The organism is Vampirovibrionales bacterium (assembly GCA_016712355.1).
In the GTDB taxonomy this organism is placed as follows: domain Bacteria; phylum Cyanobacteriota; class Vampirovibrionia; order Vampirovibrionales; family Vampirovibrionaceae; genus JADJRF01.
Genome location: JADJRF010000005.1, coordinates 2,109,380 through 2,126,099 on the forward strand (window position 1 = coordinate 2,109,380; position 16,720 = coordinate 2,126,099).

A 16,720-nucleotide genomic window follows, 5' to 3' on the forward strand; every position below is an offset into this window, starting at 1 on the left:
CCGATCTCTCCTGTCTCTTCATGTTCAGTGACGAACAAAAACCGCCATTTAAATAATAAAAACAAAATTAAGAGACAAGTTGCCCCTCGTATTCTCTCTACTCCGTGAATCCCTTGCGAATAGACCCGTCCGGCAAGCGTGTTCCTATTGAACCGTCGCCATCGCGGTCCGCGGGCGCTCACGACGCAGCGGGTTTAGCAATTTCCCGTGAGCGCGACGGCACGCAAGATAAGACTGATGCGCCTCCAAGAGGCGATTGGCGTCGTAGGCGTCTCGCGAGACGATCTCGAGAGCAGAAGCCCCGGTAGAAGGCATGGGCACGTTGTCCATGTCCACCAGCGGCCCGTCGTGCAGCTCACTCACATCCTGTGAAGACGGCGGCGCCTCCACGCGCTGTTGCGCCAATTCGGTCATGCCGGGAGTTTGTTTGTCCCACAGGAGGAAGCTGACATCCGAAGCAGATGTCACCACCTGAGTCTGGCCCAGCAGAATAGACCCGTTCATTAATACATTAAAGGCTTCCGCTTTCGCCGTGCGGTTCTGGCCCAGCGCTTTTAATCCATCCCAGTAAGCGCTCGGGGGTAAAACGGTCTCAGGATAAACAACATCCAGGCCGCCCACCGCGCCATTTAAAACAATGGCAAAGCCATCCACAGACGTATGGGCATGAGCGGTCAACACGCCGCCAATCTGAACATCCAGCGGGTCGAGCAGGGCGCCAATAATGCCGTTTGCCGTGAGCGAGGCATGTCCCGTCGTCGTCAGATTATTGGCGGCGCCATTGCCATCGAGAATATTGCCCGAAGCGCTTAAATTCGCCGTTGCGGCTGTTAACAAACCCGAGAGGGTCATCGTGCCGCCGCTGTCAATATTCAGCGCGCCGCCGACCGTCGAAGCGTTGAGCGTGATATCATCCGCTTCCGCGAGATAGGCCGACCCCCCGGCGTTCAGCGTCAGCGTCGACGTCGCCGTAGCAACGCGACTGCCCGGGCTGCCGATGGAACCCGTTCCCGTCAGGAGCGTGATATTTGCTGCCGACAACGTCCCCGCCGTCCGCAAAATATCGCCCGTGCCGTTGGCCGTCAGCGACAGGTTATTCGTCGCAGTCAGGTTATGTCCTAGCAGGATATCGCCATCGGCATCGGTTGAACGCAACGTGATTTGGTTGGCGCTGACGGCCCCGCCAATCGCAATGTCACCACCGGCCAGTACATCCAACGCGCCGCCTACGGTAGAGGCGTTCAGCGTGACATCATTCACCTCGTTGAGATAGGCAGAACCAGCGGTATTCAGGGCGATCGTGGACGCCGTCGTGGACAGGCGACTCCCCGCGCTGCCGATGGAACCTGTTCCCGCGGCAAGCGTTAAATCCGTCGCCGAGAGAGTTCCAGCCGTCTGGGTAATGTCGCCTGTACCACTGGCGGTTAGCGAAAGGCTATTGCTCGCCGTCAGGTTATGTCCCAGCAGGATATCCCCGTCCGCGCCGGTCGAGCGCAGCGTGATATTCCCGCCATTAGTGGCCCCGCCGGTCGTGATATCGCCGCCAACCAGCACGTCCAGCGAACCGCTGACGGTCGACGCGTTAAGCGTCAGATCATCTGTTTCCGAGAGATAAGCTGAACCGCCCGAGTTCAGCGTCAGCGTTGACGTCGAGGTCGCCACGCGACTCCCCGCGCTGCCGATGGCGCCTGTACCCGCGGCGAGCGTGATATTTGCTGCCGACAACGTCCCCGCCGTCCGCAAGATATCGCCCGTCCCGTTAGCCGTCAGCGACAGGGTATTCGTCGCGGTCAGGTTATGTCCGAGCAGGATATCGCCATCGGCATCGGTTGAACGCAACGTGATCTGGTTGGCGCCCACCGCCCCGCCGGTCGTAATATCGCCTGCGGCCAACAGGTCCAGCGCGCCGCCAACGGTCGATGCGTTCAACGTGACGTTATTGGCTTCTGATACATAGGCCGAGCCCCCGGCGTTCAGCGTCAGCGTGGACGCAGCCGTAGAAATACGACTCCCCGCGCTGCCCACAGAACCCGTTGCAGTCGCAAGGGTTAAATCCGTCGCTGACAATGTTCCAGCCGTCTGGGTGATGTCACCCGTTCCGCTGGCGGTGAGTGACAGGCTACCCGTCGCGGTAACCGCATGGCCGAGAGTAATATCGCCATCGGGATCCGTTGAGCGCAAGGTAATATGGTTGCCGTTAATGGCCCCGCCGGTCGTAATGTCGCCGCCCGTCAGCACATCCAGCGAGCCGCCAACAGTCGAAGCATTAAGCGTCAGCGCGTTTGATTCCTGTAGATAGGCATCGGAGGCTGCATTAACGCTTAGCGACGTGACGTTGGTATTAATCCGCTGCCCTGAGGAACCAACCGATCCGTTTGAAGCAGTCAATGTCAATTGATTGGCGGTAATGGTTCCGGTTGCGTCGGTAATATTGCCGGTATTCGCCTGAAGCGTCAAATTACGGGCGCCCGCATTGATATTACTTGCATTAACGTTGCCGCCCGCGACTTTGAGATTAAACGCGTAAGCATTGACGTTCCAGTTATCGGCAATCGTCACCGTACCCGATCCAGCGGCAGCGTCGCCCAGCGTGACGAGAGAAGGCTGTACCACACTGGTATTAATGGTATTGAGCATGGCATTGGTGAGCTGCAAGATCCCCGCGCCCCCATTGACGCCGATGCTCAGGCCCGACGATTTGGGAGAAAAGTTAATTTCGCCGCCATTATTTCTAATCGCCAGATTGGTCAAACTGAAATCATCGGCCCGCAGGGCAATAGAGCCCGTCATGGTATTGCTGCCAATTGTATTAAGGACTGCGGCCGTAATAAAACTGCTGGAAGTGTTTGCGCCCTTAGTCGCGGTGATCGTAATATTCCCGGAACCACTAGCGCTCACAGTGCCGGCGTTTTGAAGATAGAAGCCATTATTGTTATTGCCCGAGCCGTTTCCGCCTTGCGCCGTAATGTTAATATTACCCGTATTGCTGGTAATACGGGAATTAGTGCCATCGAAGTAAATACCGTGGTTATCAGTCGTCCCAGCGCCGCCCGTTCCAGCAATGGTAAGGGAGCCAGAGCCGCTGGCGGTTATAAAAGCGCCGGAATGGATAATTAACCCCATATTATAATTCTGGCTGCCATTGCCTGCCTGGCCATTTACTGTAACCGTGCCGTTTTGTCCGGCAATGCCCGTATTGGCGCCAAAAACCCGAATGCCATCGTTACGAAACGTGCCGCCGCCGCCTGTACCGGTCACCGCCAACGTCGCAGCGCCCGTGCTGGTAATTTGAGCGCCATTGTAAATGTAAACGCCATAATTTCTTTCCGCCGTGCCCGTTCCGCCGGTTCCCGATACGGTCACGGAACCGCTTTGGCTGGTAACTAACGTATTGGCGCCGATTAAAGCAACGCCGTAATTCAAGGTAGTTCCGTTACCGCCGGTTCCCGTGATGGCGATATGCCCGGACGTCGTTCTAATCTGGCTGGCTGTATCCAAATAAACGCCATACAAATCGGATGTGCCCGCGATATCGCGTCCTTTCCCGCGCAGCGAGATATTGCCCGCGCCCGCATTGAGAACAGAACCATTCAGCAGGGTAATGCCGTCGTTGTGGGCCGTTGTGCCTCTGGCGGCTTGGGTCGTCGGGTCCGCGCCGCCGCCGATGGTGATATTACCGCCATTGGTGTTGATATTCGTGTAATCCAGCCGAACGGCCCCGCCGGCGCCCGCGTCTGCGCCTTGATCGGTATCAGAGTTGAGGACCAGATTTAATTTGCCGCTGGTAGAGGTCACGCTAATGCCATGGCCTGAAGTGCCCGTCATCAGGATCGAGTTATGCGCTTTGAGCGTCAACGTCGCATCGCCGCCGGAAGTTTTGGCAATGCTGGTATCCTGCATCACCGTGAGGTTGCCCGCCGCGCCGCCCGCAGCCGCAGTCTGAACGGTCACGCTGGTGCCCGTATTCAGCGTCGCCTGAATATTATTGGCATAGACGTTCGAGGCGTCATCGGCTCCGGCCCCGGCATGGATGGTCATATCAGTCGGATCCATCAGCCATTCGCCTGCGGCGCCGTTTGTCGCAGACGCATTGACGCGCGCTGTCTGGCCAATGCGCAGCGTCTGGGTCCCGGATGTCTCAATAAAGCCGCCGTTCCCGGAAATCTCGCCGCCCTTGGCCTCGGCCAGACCGTCAAACTGGGTCTGCGCGTCGGCCAGCAGCGTAATCGCGCCGCCATTGCCGGAACCCACGCCGTTGGCTGTGAGTTCGCCGGACTCTCCCACGACAATCGAGGCGTCCGCGCCTTCCGCGCGTAGCTGAATCGTCCCAGTTTCGCCAATTTTGGCAGTGCTGGCGGTCATCACGCCGGTATGATTAATGGTTCTGGCGTACAAGGCTTCAATTAATTTGGCTTTGAGGCGAATCTCCTGCGCGCTAAGCGTTCCGCTGTTGTCGATAGCGCTTTGCAGGCCGTCAATCTGGGCTTTAACGCTTTCATCGATCGTGACTTCAACCGATTGCGTCGGGCTGACCTGCATGCGGACGACATCGCCAGCGGCAAGCGCAATACGCCCTTCAGGCGCGTAAATATTGCCGCTGTTTTTAATCGCGCCGCCTGCCAGCACGACAAAGCCGCCGGGCTGCGTGGTGATATCGCCTCGGTTGTCAATGAGCCCTGCGCCCACGCCGTCGGGCCGCGAAAAGGTCCAGTTCTGCGCCAGATAATCGGCGCTGGACAGGTGCAACGTCGTGGCAATTAAATTGCCGACATTCACGTTGGCTGTATTGCCGAACGTCAGACCCGCAGGATTGCTGAGAATCACGGTCCCGTTGCTGTTCAGCGCGCCATTAATCACGCTGGCCCCGCCGGAAATTCGATTTAAAATAGAAGCAAGATTATTGGAGAGCAGAAAATTAACGGTTTCGCCTTGCGCGATATTAAACTGCTGCCAGTTGATAATCGCATGGGCCTGATGCGAGGTGACGTTCAGCGTATTGCCATTGACGACATCGAACGACACGTCGCCGCTTTCTACCTGCCAGCCGCTGGGCAGGGCGGCGGCGTTCTGGGCCAGCAAAAGCGACATCAGCAAGCTTGCAGCCGCTCTGGGCATGGTCTTGGGAGAGGCCAGACATTGGCTGGCATGCGCCATACCGCGACGTATCCAGTCATTGAAATCTCGCGGCTGAGAGTAAAAATTTTTCATGCCAGAATCCTTGGCTCATTTCATACTTCATGAGCACTATCGACCATTTGTGAGAATTCTTAAGTTAAATTGTAACGAAAGCGTCATATCATGATGCTTTCGCCTGTCCCCTCAGCGTCTTAATTGAGGCTTATGAATGCAACGCTTTCCCCGAAACATCCATGACCGCGCGCAACTGTCGCGCAAAAGCGATATGAGCGGCATGACCTGCGCCCACGGCAATCACGCGCGCGCCCAGACGCAAGGGCGAAACGCCTGCGAGCATCAAATCGCCCAATAAATCCAGCATTTTATGACGGACGGGCTCGTCGTCCAGGCGCAATGGCGCGGTAAAGCCGCCTTCGTCTGTTAATCCCAGCGTATTATCGGCGCTCACGCCGCGCGCCAGCCCCTTGGCCTGCAACAGCGGCAGCTCTCGAACAAAGCCAAACGTCCGCGCCGGGCTGATCCACTCGATGCCGTCGCGGCTGGAATCCCAGTTCACCCAGACGTCGCGCAGCCCCGGATGCGGAAAATCCACGGCGTATGTTAGCTGAAAATACGGCGCGGGCAAGGCATACACGCAGGCGGACTCATGATGGCGACAAAAAACCGCCTGCCGCAGCGGCGCCACAGGTTGCGTTTCTGCGTTGGCTTCTAACGCGTCAAACCCCAGGCGACGCAGGGCGTCTGTCCACGGGTCGGCGCTCCCGTCAAGAATCGGCAGTTCCGGCGCGCCCGTGATGCGCACCCGCAAATGACGCGCGCCGCTCAACGCGCATGCAGCCAGAAAATGCTCCACGATCGAAAGCGTTTGACCGCTGCGCGCATCGCCCAGCGTGACGCCGCGATCGGCATGCATCACAGCCGCCAGCGACGCCGGAATCATCACGCCGTCGCCGAGATCAAAGACAATGCCATGAGCCAGACCGTCGTCCTCAGAAGGCGGCGCCAGGCGTTCGATCTGCGCAACACAGGGCAGGCCGGTAATCAGGCCGGTACCCGCGACGGTGACGACGGCTTGCGCGGGCGCCGCCGCAGAGGGCGCAGAAGATGCGAAAGCCGCAGAAGACCCTTCCTGCGTCATACGCGCGCGCCTCCTTCTGGCGACAGTCTCTCGAGTGTTTCCAGCAACGCCTGCTCCAGGGCTTCAGTGCGCTTTTTGAGGCGCGTTAATTCCTGTCGCATTTCCGGCAGCCTGCCAATGAGGGCGACCTGCTGAAACGCCTCGCGTTGCGGGCGCGCAGGCAGCCCCGCAACGATGGTCTTGGCCGCCACGTCCGCCATGACGCCGGATTTCGCCATGACAATGGCGTCATCGCCAATGGTCGTATGGTCTTTGATACCTGCTTGCCCTGCCAGCACCACGCGATCGCCGATCCGGCAACTGCCCGAGACGCCGACCTGCGAGACAATCAGGCAGTTTTCGCCGATGGTGTTGTTATGGCCGATCATCGCCAGATTATCAATCTTGGTACCGCGCCCGATGCGCGTCGCGCCGAGATTGGCCCGGTCAATGGTCGCGCCGGCGCCGACTTCCACGTCATCGCCGATAATTACCGAGCCGACTGAATTGATTTTAAGCAGATCCGTATTGCGCGCCTCAATCCGTCCGCCGCTGGCCCGGGCGGATTCCACGCTGCCCGCCTCGGGCGTGACGTAGCTGAAGCCATCGGCGCCAATGCACACGTTGGCATGCAGCGTCACGCGATCGCCCAGCGTCACCCGATCGTAAACCCGCGCGCCGGAATACAACAGGCAGTCGTCACCCAGCGTCACATTCGCGCCCAGCGTCACGTGCGGCAGCAGAATCGTGCGCGCGCCCATGACGCAGTCCGGGCCGACCACGCAATACGCGCCGATGCAAACGTCTGCCGCCAGACGGGCGCTAGAGTCAATCAGGGCCGTGGGATGCACGCCTTGCGAGTGAGACGGCGGCCGGTCGAAAAGCTTCAGCAGAATCGCCAGCGCGTGACGAGGGCGCGGTACGCGTAGAACGTGCTGAACAAGGCCTTCAGGCAACGTCAGCGCCTCTGGGGCAAGAGCCAGTTCAAAACGCGCGCCCGCCTGAGCCAATTTCGCCGCCACGTCTGCATCCAGTAAAACGACCATCGCGCGGGGATCGCCCGCTTCCTGAGGATGCGCCAGAGCGATGGCGCTTTGCGAGGCGTCGCCTTCAATGCGCCCTCCCGTCGCGTCGGCCAGCTCGGCCAGCGTCTTGGCGCGCGGTTGGGATGAAACAGGCAGACTCATGGCAAACGACTCCTATGCGCAGGAACGATACGGCCAGAAACGAGAAGGCTTCGGGGAGCTTGATTATAGCCCACTCAAAGCGCGCCGCGCAGGCGAGCTACGACGCATTTGCATCGCGATTTGGCGTCAAGCTCAAAGAAACGCTGACGCGTCTTTGATCTACAATAAGCTGCCGCACGGCGGATTCCGGCCCCGTAGCCAGAATCCCGCTTGTCAGACGCTGCCAGAATCTAAGGATGTCGTCTCCATGCCCCCCGCTATTTCGCTGCCCCCGGTAGAAACCTTCGAAAATCAATACCCACATCGCGATTACGAGATTAAAATCTCCGCGCCCGAATTTACCTCGGTCTGCCCGAAAACCGGCTTGCCGGATTTTGGCGAAATCACGGTGATTTATACGCCGGATCGCCTCGTGATTGAACTCAAGGCCTTTAAATACTACCTGCTGGGGTTCCGCACCCAGGGCATCTTCTACGAGAACGTCGTCAACCGGATTCTCGATGACCTCAGCCAGGCCATCGCTCCGCGCGCGATGACGGTCATCGGGGATTTTTCTTCGCGCGGCGGCATCCGAACCCGCGTTGAGGCCATTTACAAGCCGGGCGACTAACCCCCGGTGTTTACAATCTGTCACTGACGCTCAACAAAATGGGTTGAGTGGGTTTGATGCGAGCGATCCTCAAATGATTGATTTCCACGCGAGCGATCCTCACGCGTTCGATAACGCCATGCGCTTTGCAGGCGCTGCGAACGACTGAGCCATTCCCTCCCGATTCGCGAGATTTCCCCGGTGACGATTTCCGCCCTTTCTGGATTTTCGCCTTACAGAAGCGCCGCCCTGCGTTTTGGAGCCGAAAGCGCGTCCGCTTCAGAAGCCAGCGTCGGCGCTGGCGCTGGCGAGACAGAAACGATCAAAGACCCGGCTTCTGAAGCCCCCAACGCGTCTGCAACGCCCGAGGCCCCGCGCGCAGAAAATTCCGGGTTTTTCCGAGCCCTCAAATCCGTCGCCTACAGCGCGGCAGGTCTGGCGCTGCTGCTGATTCCGCAACGCCTGGGGGTCAGCATCGGCGCCCGCGCAGGCGGGTTATTGGCGATTCCGCTTACCGTGACGCTGATGATTCCCTTTGTCATCGTCAAGGATATGGTCAGCAACCACGCCTCGCGACAAGGCGTCAAGGATTATTCGGATTTACGCGTCCTGCGCGCGATTCTGGACCGCAACATGCGCGAAAAAACCGAGTCGCTGCTCAAGCACACGCCGTTTATCAAAGACGAAACGCGCCAGAAACTGCTGAATAGCTGGATGGACATCTATAACACCCGCGTGCGCTCGGCGCTCGACTGGGTCGGCGTTTCCATCGGCATGGGCGACAGCGCCCGGATCCCGGAACTGGAGACGCTTCCCGATCGCCTCAAAGAGAAAGAAACCCGCCGCGAAAAGCTGGAAGTGATTATGATGACGCTCTTTGTCGCCACGCGCCGGGCCGCGCTGGTCAGCGGCCGACGACTTCTCAGCGTCAAAGCTCTGGGCGGCGGCGCGTTGGCGCTGGTCCTCTTTAAGCCCCTGCACGCGATGTTTGAAAAACTGGTCGGCGCCGAGGCGCAGCGGGCCGAAGAGGAATTGAAGGCGTACGAAGCGGCGCGCGCCGCGCGTTTTCAGGAAGAGGCCGCCGCCACAGGACCGGCCTTCGCCTGAATCCTCAAAAACGGAACCCGCCGACGGGAGGCGCTGACAACGCTGGCAACACGCGGCCGTTTGCCCTAGAATAGGCGCGCTATGGCCCCCGAGTCTCCCGCTGCGCGTCTGATTCCAGAGCTGTCGCGCATGGTCGGCGCGCGATTTGTGCTGAGCCAGCCGTCCGAGCGCGCGGCGTACGAATGCGACGCCTGCGTCTTGATTCAGGCCCCGCCGGATGTCATCGTCCTGCCCGGCTCCAGCGAAGAAGCTGCCGCCGTGGTCGCCCTGTGCGCGCAACACGGCGTACCCTATACCCCGCGCGGCGCCGGAACCGGCCTGTCCGGCGGGGCCCTCGCCATTGAAGGCGGCGTCCTCATCGGCATGAATCGCCTGCGGCGGATTCTGGCTATCGATGTCGAAAATCGCACGGCGACAATTCAGGCCGGCGTGGTCAATGCGCGCCTGAATGCCGCGCTGGCGGGCAGCGGCCTGTTTTACGCGCCGGATCCCTCCAGCATGTCGGCCTGTACGCTGGGCGGCAATCTGGCAGAAAACGCCGGGGGCATTCATTGCGTCAAATATGGCGTGACGACGGATCATGTTCTGTCGTTGCGCCTGGTCACGTCTGACGGCGCGCTCGTCTGGACGGCGCCCCCCGGCGGCTGCGCCCATCGACGCGGGGGCGCAGGGCTGAACTTAACAGGTCTGCTCGTTGGCTCTGAAGGGACCATGGGGCTCATCACCGAGGCGATCGTGAAGCTCACGCCCGTGGCGCCGGATATTCGCGCCTATCTGGCAGCTTTTGACGCTGTTGCGTGCGCTGGAGAAGCGGTTTCGGCAATAATTGCCGACGGACTCGCCCCGGCCGCGCTGGAATTTATGGACGCTTTTACGGTTCGCGCCGTCAATGAAGCCTTCGACGTCGGGTTTCCCGAAAATTGTCAAGCCGTGCTGCTCATTGAGCTGGACGGAACCCCCGAACGCGCGACGCTTCAGGAAGCGCGCCTCAGGACGCTGCTTCAGACGCATGGCGCCCGACAGATTCGCTCAGCGCAACGCGACGACGAACGCGCCGAAATCTGGTCGGCGCGCAAACGCTCTGTGGCGGCCTACGGGCGCTATGCGCCTGCGTTTTTCGTAATGGACACCGTTATTCCGCCCAGCGCGCTGGTCTCGCTTCTGGACGAAATCGAAGCAATTGCCAGGCGGCATCAGTTGCTCATCGGCAATGTCTTTCATGCGGGCGATGGGAATCTGCATCCTAATATCCTGTTTGACCCGTCTGATCCTGACGCCGCGCGCCGCGTCATGCTCGGGGGCGAAGAGATTCTCAAGGCCTGCGTGGCGGCAGGCGGTACGCTGAGCGGCGAACATGGCGTGGGACTTGAGAAGGCCGACTACATGTCGCTGGTTTATTCGCCTGCGGATCTTGCCCGCATGCAGGCGGTGCGCCAAGCCGTAGAGCCAAGCGGGCTGGCCAACCCCGGCAAGATTTTTCCGCATCGGCGCGCATGCGGCGAAACGGCGGGCGCCTTGGCCCCGGCCGCTCTGAATGCCTCGGGAGCCTGGATTTAAATGACATCGACGCCGCCCCTTTCCCCGCCGAGCGCAGCGGCTCAGGCGCTGGCCGACCGGCTCGCTCAGGCGCGCGAACAAGGCCAGACGGCCGTGTTCACGGCGCAAGACGCCGCGCTTTTTCCGGCGGCGAGTGGTATCAGCCTCGGCGGGCTCACCGCCATTCGCCGCTACCGGCAAGCCGATCGCATCCTGACGATTGAAACCGGCGTGTCCTGGGGCGAATTAAGCCGGCTGACGGGCGACTTGAATCACGGGCTGGCGCTCTCGTATCCCGACGACACGACGCTGGCGGATATTCTGGCGGAAGACCGCCCTTCGCTGGCCACGGGACTTAGCGGCGGTTATCCGCGCGATGTCGTTCTGGGCGTGGAAATTGCGACCCCTGACGGCCTGCTGACCCGTGCCGGTGGCGAAGTCATCAAGAACGTCACGGGCTATGACCTGTGTAAGCTGTATCTGGGCGCCGGGCACGCCCTGGGCGCGCTGACGGCGGTGACGCTGCGCCTGCGCGCGCAACCGCAGACCCGTCAGGGACTCCTGTTGACCTTTGACGCCGATGACTTCAACGCGGCGCTTGAAACGCAACGCGCGGCGCGTCTCGCGTCAGAATCCACGCTTGCGGCGGCGCTCAGCGCTTGCGAGCTATATCGCGACGCGCCGCCGCAGGGCTTCTGGCAATTATTCTTCATGCTGGAAGGCTTTGAAGAGTCCGTCGCCAGCGCCGCGCGCCAGCTTCAGGACGCCTTCGCCTCGCGGGCCCAAACCAGTCGCCTGATGCCGCCTGAAGCCTGCGAAGCGCTGTGCGCGCAACTCGACGCGCAGACGCATCCCCTGACGCTGGAAATCGCGGGCGGCCTCGCCCAGACGGCCAGCATTACGCGGGAGGCAATCGGAGCCTTCAAATCTCCAGTCTGTCCGCCCCCTGCGAGCATCCAGATTCGCGAAGCGGCCGGGCTGACGTTGCTCTCATGGAACGCTGATGGCGCGCCGACGCCGCAAGCGTTGCAAGCCGCCGCGACGCCCCTGCTGACGAGCCTGAGCGCTCACGGCGTCACTGCGCGTCTCACGCGCATCCCGCCGGGATTCGCGCCGCTGGCCGAGGCATGGAATCTGCCGCGAGAAGCAGAGACAGCCTTACGCGCCATTCATGCGCGTCTCAAGCGCGCCTGCGACCCCGCCGGGGTGATTTACAGCGGCATCATGCCCCTCCACGCGCTATTGCCCGAATACGCCGGAGACGCGCGCCCATGACACACTCGCCGCAAGCGCTGAGCGCCTCTCTGCAAAAGCTGGACGCCTGCATCCACTGCGGATTTTGCCTGCCCGCCTGCCCCACATACGCCGCCACGGGTTCTGAAGCCGAATCGCCGCGCGGACGCCTGTATTTAATGCGCGACTGGCTGGGCGCAACGCCCGATAAACCCGCCCGCTTCTCGACGCATCAGGTCGGCGCGCATCTCGACGCGTGCCTGGGCTGTCTGGCGTGTCAAACGGCCTGCCCTTCGGGCGTCGAATACGGCGCGCTGCTGCATACCGCCCGTCAACGTCTTGCCGATGAGCGTCCCATGACGTGGTCGCGTCGTCTCAAGCGCTTTGCCATGCGCCGCCTGCTCCCGGCGCCTGGGGCCATGACCGCTCTCAGGCGCGCGGTGCGGCTTTATCAGGCCAGCGGCGCGCAGACGCTGCTCAGAAAAACCCGCGTCCTGAGCGTGACGCCTGCGCTGGCGAACGCAGAAGCCCTGTTACCGCCGGTTCCGCGACATGAAGCGCTTCGGGCGGGGGCGACCTTCGGCCCGGCGACGGGCGAGCGCGTCATCCTCCCCACCGGCTGCGTGATGGACGCGTTTTATAACCCGGCGCATTGGGCCACGATTCGCGTCCTGAGCGCCTGCGGATTCTGCGTGACGATTCCGCCCGCCGGCTGTTGCGGCGCGCTGGCCGACCACAGCGGGGAAGACGACATCGCCGACGAGCGCGCGCTGGCGACGATGCGCGAGATACTAACGCTCAACCCGCGCTGGATAGCTTTAAATTCAGCCGGATGCGGTTCGACAATGCAGGGCTATGGCCATCGCTTCGCTGACAACGCGGCATGGGCGGCGCGGGCCGCGCATTTTTCGGCCCTGACGATTGATATCATGGCGCTGCTGAACGATCACGCGCGTCCTGCGCTGACCGCCGCGATGACGCAAGTCGTCCCCCGCCGCGTCGCCTATCATGCGGCGTGTCATTTGCATCATGGCCAGGGCGTTCAACGCCAGCCGCTGGACCTGCTGGCGCTGGTTCCCGGATTGACGCTGATTCCGCTGACGGATGCCGCCGCGTGCTGCGGGAGCGCGGGCGTTTATAATCTGGAGAACCCCCAGTTGGCCGAAGATATTCTCGCAGAGAAAATCGCGCGCATTGTCGACAGCGGCGCGGACGCAATCGCAGCGGGAAATCCCGGCTGTCTGTTGCAAATCGCCAAAGGCTTGCGCGACGCCGGACGCGGCGACATTCAGACGCTTCATCCGGTGGAAATTCTCGCGGAAGCCCTGGCCCCTTCGCCCTGAAAACGACTTTAAAAGGCTTTTTTACGCCACGGGCGCTTTGCCGCTGAGATAGTCCGAAATCGCGTCACGATCGGCCGCAAGCTGCACGCGCTGCGCGTCGCCCAGTCGAATGGCGCTATCGGGATCTTTCAGGCCATTGCCGGTCAGAACGCACACGACGGTAGAATTTTCGTCGATGCGCTCTTCGCGACATGCGCGAATCAAACCGGCGACGCTGGCTGCGCTGGCCGGTTCGCAGAAGACGCCTTCGCGACTCGCCAGAAAATGATACGCCCAGCCGATTTCGCCTTCACCAACCATGTCAATCAGGCCGCCGGACTCGTCGCGCGCCGCCGTTGCGCCCTCCCAACTGGCAGGATTCCCAATGCGGATGGCAGTCGCAAACGTCTCGGGATTCTCAATCGGATGGCCATGGACAATGGCCGCCGAGCCTTCGGCCTCGTAGCCATACATGCGCGGCAGGGTCGCAATGCGCCCGGCGTCAGCGTACTGCTTGTATCCGCGCCAGTAAGCCGTGATATTGCCCGCATTGCCCACCGGAATAAAATGGTAATCCGGCGCGGCGCCCAGCGCGTCACAAATCTCAAACGCCCCGGACTTCTGGCCTTCAATGCGATACGGATTAATCGAGTTGACGATGGTCGCCAGCCCGGTTTCGCCCAGCTCGCGCACGAGGTCGAGGGCGCGATCAAAATTGCCGTCAATCTCAATAATTTTGCAGCCGTACAGAATGGCTTGCGAGATTTTACCCAGCGCGACCTTGCCTGCCGGCAGCAGAATCACGGTTTGCAGGCCGCAGCGCGCCCCGTAGGCGGCCGCACTGGCGCTGGTGTTGCCCGTACTGGCGCAGATAATGGCGCGCGCGCCGTCTTTTTTGGCTTGCGAGACGGCGTACGTCATGCCGCGATCTTTAAAGCTGCCGGTAGGGTTCAGGCCTTCCGTCTTGAAGAAGATCCGCAGGCCTTTCAGGCCCGTCTGCCCTGCGATCCACTCGCTGAGGTTATGCGCAGGAATCAGGGGCGTATTGCCTTCTTCGAGGCTGACAATCGGATAATCGTCCGGCAGGTTGAAAAACGGACGATAGCGTTCAAGAATGCCAGCCATAGTGAAGGGGATCCTTTGAGGTTAACGGCGCTTGCCAGACACAACGGCAATGACGCGCGAGAGGGCGATGAGACAACCAGAGAGAGCTTATAAATAGAAACAGAAATTAAAATTACAGAATTCGCAGCAAACAGGCCACGCTATCGACCGAGGGATAAGCCAGAATCCGCGTTAAGGCGTCCTGCATCTGACTTTCGGACTGAATATGCGTGATCAGCACAATCGACGCCGTGCCGTCTTCGTGAATCCCGTGCTGGACAATCGACTCAATGCTGACGCCGCATTCACCGCAGGCGGTTCCGATATTACCGATGACGCCCGGCGTATCGTGCGTGCGCAGGCGCACAAAATAGCGATTACGCGCCTCTCCGGCAGGCGCCATAAGCGCATCGCCGTGGTAGATGATTTCCATCGAAGGAATCGGGTCATTGCCCTTCACCAGATTGTCGGTGATGGCCAGCACGTCAGCGCAAACGGCGCTGGCTGTAGGGAGTTCACCCGCCCCGCGCCCGTAGAACATCACATCGCCCACGGCGTCGCCTTTAATCCAGACGGCGTTATTTTCGTTGTGAATGCTCGCCAACGGATGATCCTTCAGGACGAGAGTCGGATGCACACGGACATCCAGCGGCCCTTGCGGGTCAAGTCCCTGACGACACAGGCCAATCAGCTTGATGACATAGCCGAGCGAGTCGGCCAACTGAATATCCGTCGCCGTCAGGCGCGAAATGCCTTCGCGGGCCACGCGCGCGACATCAATCCGCTTTTTAAAGGCAATAGACGACAGAATCGAGATTTTATAGGCCGTATCATGGCCTTCCACGTCATTGGTGGGGTCCGCCTCGGCAAAGCCCTTTTCCTGCGCCTTTTCCAGCGCCGTTTCGTACGACCAGCCTTCGTTTGCCATTTTGGTCAGAATATAATTGGTCGTCCCGTTCAGAATCCCGGCGATCTCCAGGATATGATTGGCCGCCAGCGAGAGTTTCAGCGGCATGATAATCGGGATGCCGCCCGCGACCGCGCCTTCAAACATCAGGCGCACGTGATGCGCTTGCGCCAGCTCAAACAGGGCCTGGCCTTCCTTGGCGATGAGTTCTTTGTTGGCGGTAATCACGTGCTTGCCGTTGCGAATGGCCTCGACAATCAGTTCGCGCGCCAGATCCACGCCGCCCATCACCTCAATAAGCACTTGCGCTTCGGGATCGCGAACCACGCTGAGCGGATCATCGCAGAGCAGGCGGCTGTCCAGCCCTTCCACGCCGCGATTCTTGTCCAAATCGCGCACGGCGATGCGCCGAAAGTCGATTTCTGAGCGCTGGCTCAGAATTTTATACACCCCGCGCCCGACAGTGCCCATGCCAATCATCCCGACCCCTACCGGCGAAATCGGCGTCGTCGCAGCTTTAGGCGCGCCTTCGGCATGCGGCAGGCGTTGCAGGGCGGTCGAAGCGGGAGAGACGTCAGTCATCGCAGGGCGTTCCATGATCGCGGAGGGCTAAGGCGGGAGGAGTGCTGTCCTCCCAGAGAGCGTTGTCCTGGGCGGATGGCGGACTGTCATACGGCACGTAATACAGCGTGAGCAAGACAATCAAACCGCCAAACGGGAATTTATCGCCCGCAACCCCGTCGCCGCCGCCGTCGCGCAAGGCCCGACAGGCTTCGCGCAAGGTCGCGCCGGTGGTCAGGAGGTCATCCAGAACGACCACCATTGTAGGCCCCCTTCCGCCGCGATTCAAGCCGCAAAATCCGCGCGTGCTGGCGGCGCGGCGCCACCTCTGCGGGCGAACCGCCATACTCTGACGCAGATTCATCAGGCGCTGACGCCGCTGCGCGAGCTGATGCTGACGCTCAGTTACGCGCGTCCAGCGCAATAAATCGGGCAGGGGGCGATAGCCGAAGATGTCCGAAAAACTCTCGACCAGCGGCGTGAGCGGCGCGCGCGCTCCTCGCGAAGGCGGCGCCGTCACCCACACCCGATGCCCGAGATTCTCGCAGGCCTGATCCAGCCCGCTGCGCCGCCAGCAGGCTTCCAGAAGCGCCTGAAGCAGCGGCGCAGACTCGCGCCGATTCTGAAATTTATAGGGATACAGGCAATAACGCGCCTGCGGGGTAAAAACCGCAGCCGCATAGGCCAGCGTCGGCGGGGCGAAGCGGGGCGCATGGCGATCGCCCGGCGCAAACAACGGCCCGGATTCTTCTCGCAGAAGCGTTTGCGCACAAGCGTCGCAAAAAACCGCCTCGCGCGCGCAAGGCGTCTGGCAATGGCGACACTGCGCATTGCGCAAAGCGCGCTCCATCCGCGCCAGATACCGGGCCGCCAACCCCATGGCCGTTTCCCTCCTGCGCTTCCTTTCTCCTGTGATTTCTT

11 protein-coding genes are annotated in these 16,720 nt (G+C 60.9%); 5 read left to right on the plus strand and 6 right to left on the minus strand.

Translation table 11 applies throughout. The features are described 5' to 3' along the window. Nucleotides 1-144: 144 nt before the first annotated feature. The 3 genes from IPK79_11140 to lpxD form a co-directional block, all read right to left on the minus strand. On the minus strand, nucleotides 145-5,208 hold the full coding sequence (locus tag IPK79_11140) for a filamentous hemagglutinin N-terminal domain-containing protein (protein MBK8190991.1): 5,064 nt from the start codon (nucleotides 5,206-5,208) through the stop codon (nucleotides 145-147). A gap of 130 nt (nucleotides 5,209-5,338) precedes the next feature. Next, a complete protein-coding gene (locus IPK79_11145; protein MBK8190992.1) occupies nucleotides 5,339-6,274 on the minus strand; it encodes a UDP-3-O-acyl-N-acetylglucosamine deacetylase in 936 nt (311 codons plus the stop codon). Next, the gene (gene lpxD, locus IPK79_11150; protein ID MBK8190993.1) at nucleotides 6,271-7,440 is read right to left on the minus strand and encodes a UDP-3-O-(3-hydroxymyristoyl)glucosamine N-acyltransferase; all 1,170 of its coding nucleotides are present in this window, start codon (nucleotides 7,438-7,440) and stop codon (nucleotides 6,271-6,273) included. The genes IPK79_11145 and lpxD overlap by 4 nt, the downstream gene beginning before the upstream one ends. 247 nt (nucleotides 7,441-7,687) lie before the next feature. On the opposite strand from lpxD, the gene queF reads away from it, so the two are divergent. From queF to IPK79_11175, 5 genes are all read left to right on the plus strand, one after another. Continuing rightward, nucleotides 7,688-8,050, plus strand: a complete 363-nt coding sequence (gene queF, locus IPK79_11155) for an NADPH-dependent 7-cyano-7-deazaguanine reductase QueF (GenBank protein ID MBK8190994.1) — start codon at nucleotides 7,688-7,690, stop codon at nucleotides 8,048-8,050. A 180-nt stretch (nucleotides 8,051-8,230) separates the two neighbouring features. Next, a complete protein-coding gene (locus tag IPK79_11160; protein ID MBK8190995.1) occupies nucleotides 8,231-9,136 on the plus strand; it encodes a hypothetical protein in 906 nt (301 codons plus the stop codon). Between the two features lie 81 nt (nucleotides 9,137-9,217). Continuing rightward, nucleotides 9,218-10,693 carry an FAD-binding protein gene (locus IPK79_11165; protein ID MBK8190996.1) on the plus strand — a complete coding sequence of 492 codons (1,476 nt, stop codon included), beginning with the start codon at nucleotides 9,218-9,220 and terminating at the stop codon, nucleotides 10,691-10,693. After that, nucleotides 10,694-11,947 carry an FAD-binding oxidoreductase gene (locus tag IPK79_11170; GenBank protein MBK8190997.1) on the plus strand — a complete coding sequence of 418 codons (1,254 nt, stop codon included), beginning with the start codon at nucleotides 10,694-10,696 and terminating at the stop codon, nucleotides 11,945-11,947. It begins immediately after the preceding gene. Next, nucleotides 11,944-13,248, plus strand: a complete 1,305-nt coding sequence (locus tag IPK79_11175) for a 4Fe-4S dicluster domain-containing protein (GenBank protein ID MBK8190998.1) — start codon at nucleotides 11,944-11,946, stop codon at nucleotides 13,246-13,248. The genes IPK79_11170 and IPK79_11175 overlap by 4 nt, the downstream gene beginning before the upstream one ends. A gap of 21 nt (nucleotides 13,249-13,269) precedes the next feature. On the opposite strand, the gene IPK79_11180 is transcribed toward IPK79_11175, so the two are convergent. The 3 genes from IPK79_11180 to IPK79_11190 form a co-directional block, all read right to left on the minus strand. Further along, nucleotides 13,270-14,352: a threonine synthase gene (locus tag IPK79_11180; protein MBK8190999.1), complete on the minus strand. Its 1,083-nt coding sequence runs from the start codon at nucleotides 14,350-14,352 to the stop codon at nucleotides 13,270-13,272. A 112-nt stretch (nucleotides 14,353-14,464) separates the two neighbouring features. Beyond that, nucleotides 14,465-15,820 (minus strand): homoserine dehydrogenase, encoded by a 1,356-nt coding sequence (locus IPK79_11185; GenBank protein MBK8191000.1) that lies wholly within the window; start codon nucleotides 15,818-15,820, stop codon nucleotides 14,465-14,467. Further along, complete coding sequence (locus tag IPK79_11190; protein MBK8191001.1) at nucleotides 15,813-16,679, minus strand: hypothetical protein; 867 nt, start codon at nucleotides 16,677-16,679, stop codon at nucleotides 15,813-15,815. The genes IPK79_11185 and IPK79_11190 overlap by 8 nt, the downstream gene beginning before the upstream one ends. Nucleotides 16,680-16,720: the final 41 nt, after the last annotated feature.

Excerpts from the sequence above, each read along its gene's own strand:
- IPK79_11140 (MBK8190991.1), bottom strand. The coding sequence starts at position 5,208 with ATGAAAAATTTTTACTCTCAGCCGCGAGATTTCAATGACTGGATACGT.
- IPK79_11145 (MBK8190992.1), bottom strand. The coding sequence starts at position 6,274 with ATGACGCAGGAAGGGTCTTCTGCGGCTTTCGCATCTTCTGCGCCCTCT.
- lpxD (MBK8190993.1), bottom strand. The coding sequence starts at position 7,440 with ATGAGTCTGCCTGTTTCATCCCAACCGCGCGCCAAGACGCTGGCCGAG.
- queF (MBK8190994.1), top strand. The coding sequence starts at position 7,688 with ATGCCCCCCGCTATTTCGCTGCCCCCGGTAGAAACCTTCGAAAATCAA.
- IPK79_11165 (MBK8190996.1), top strand. The coding sequence starts at position 9,218 with ATGGCCCCCGAGTCTCCCGCTGCGCGTCTGATTCCAGAGCTGTCGCGC.
- IPK79_11170 (MBK8190997.1), top strand. The coding sequence starts at position 10,694 with ATGACATCGACGCCGCCCCTTTCCCCGCCGAGCGCAGCGGCTCAGGCG.
- IPK79_11175 (MBK8190998.1), top strand. The coding sequence starts at position 11,944 with ATGACACACTCGCCGCAAGCGCTGAGCGCCTCTCTGCAAAAGCTGGAC.
- IPK79_11180 (MBK8190999.1), bottom strand. The coding sequence starts at position 14,352 with ATGGCTGGCATTCTTGAACGCTATCGTCCGTTTTTCAACCTGCCGGAC.
- IPK79_11185 (MBK8191000.1), bottom strand. The coding sequence starts at position 15,820 with ATGACTGACGTCTCTCCCGCTTCGACCGCCCTGCAACGCCTGCCGCAT.
- IPK79_11190 (MBK8191001.1), bottom strand. The coding sequence starts at position 16,679 with ATGGGGTTGGCGGCCCGGTATCTGGCGCGGATGGAGCGCGCTTTGCGC.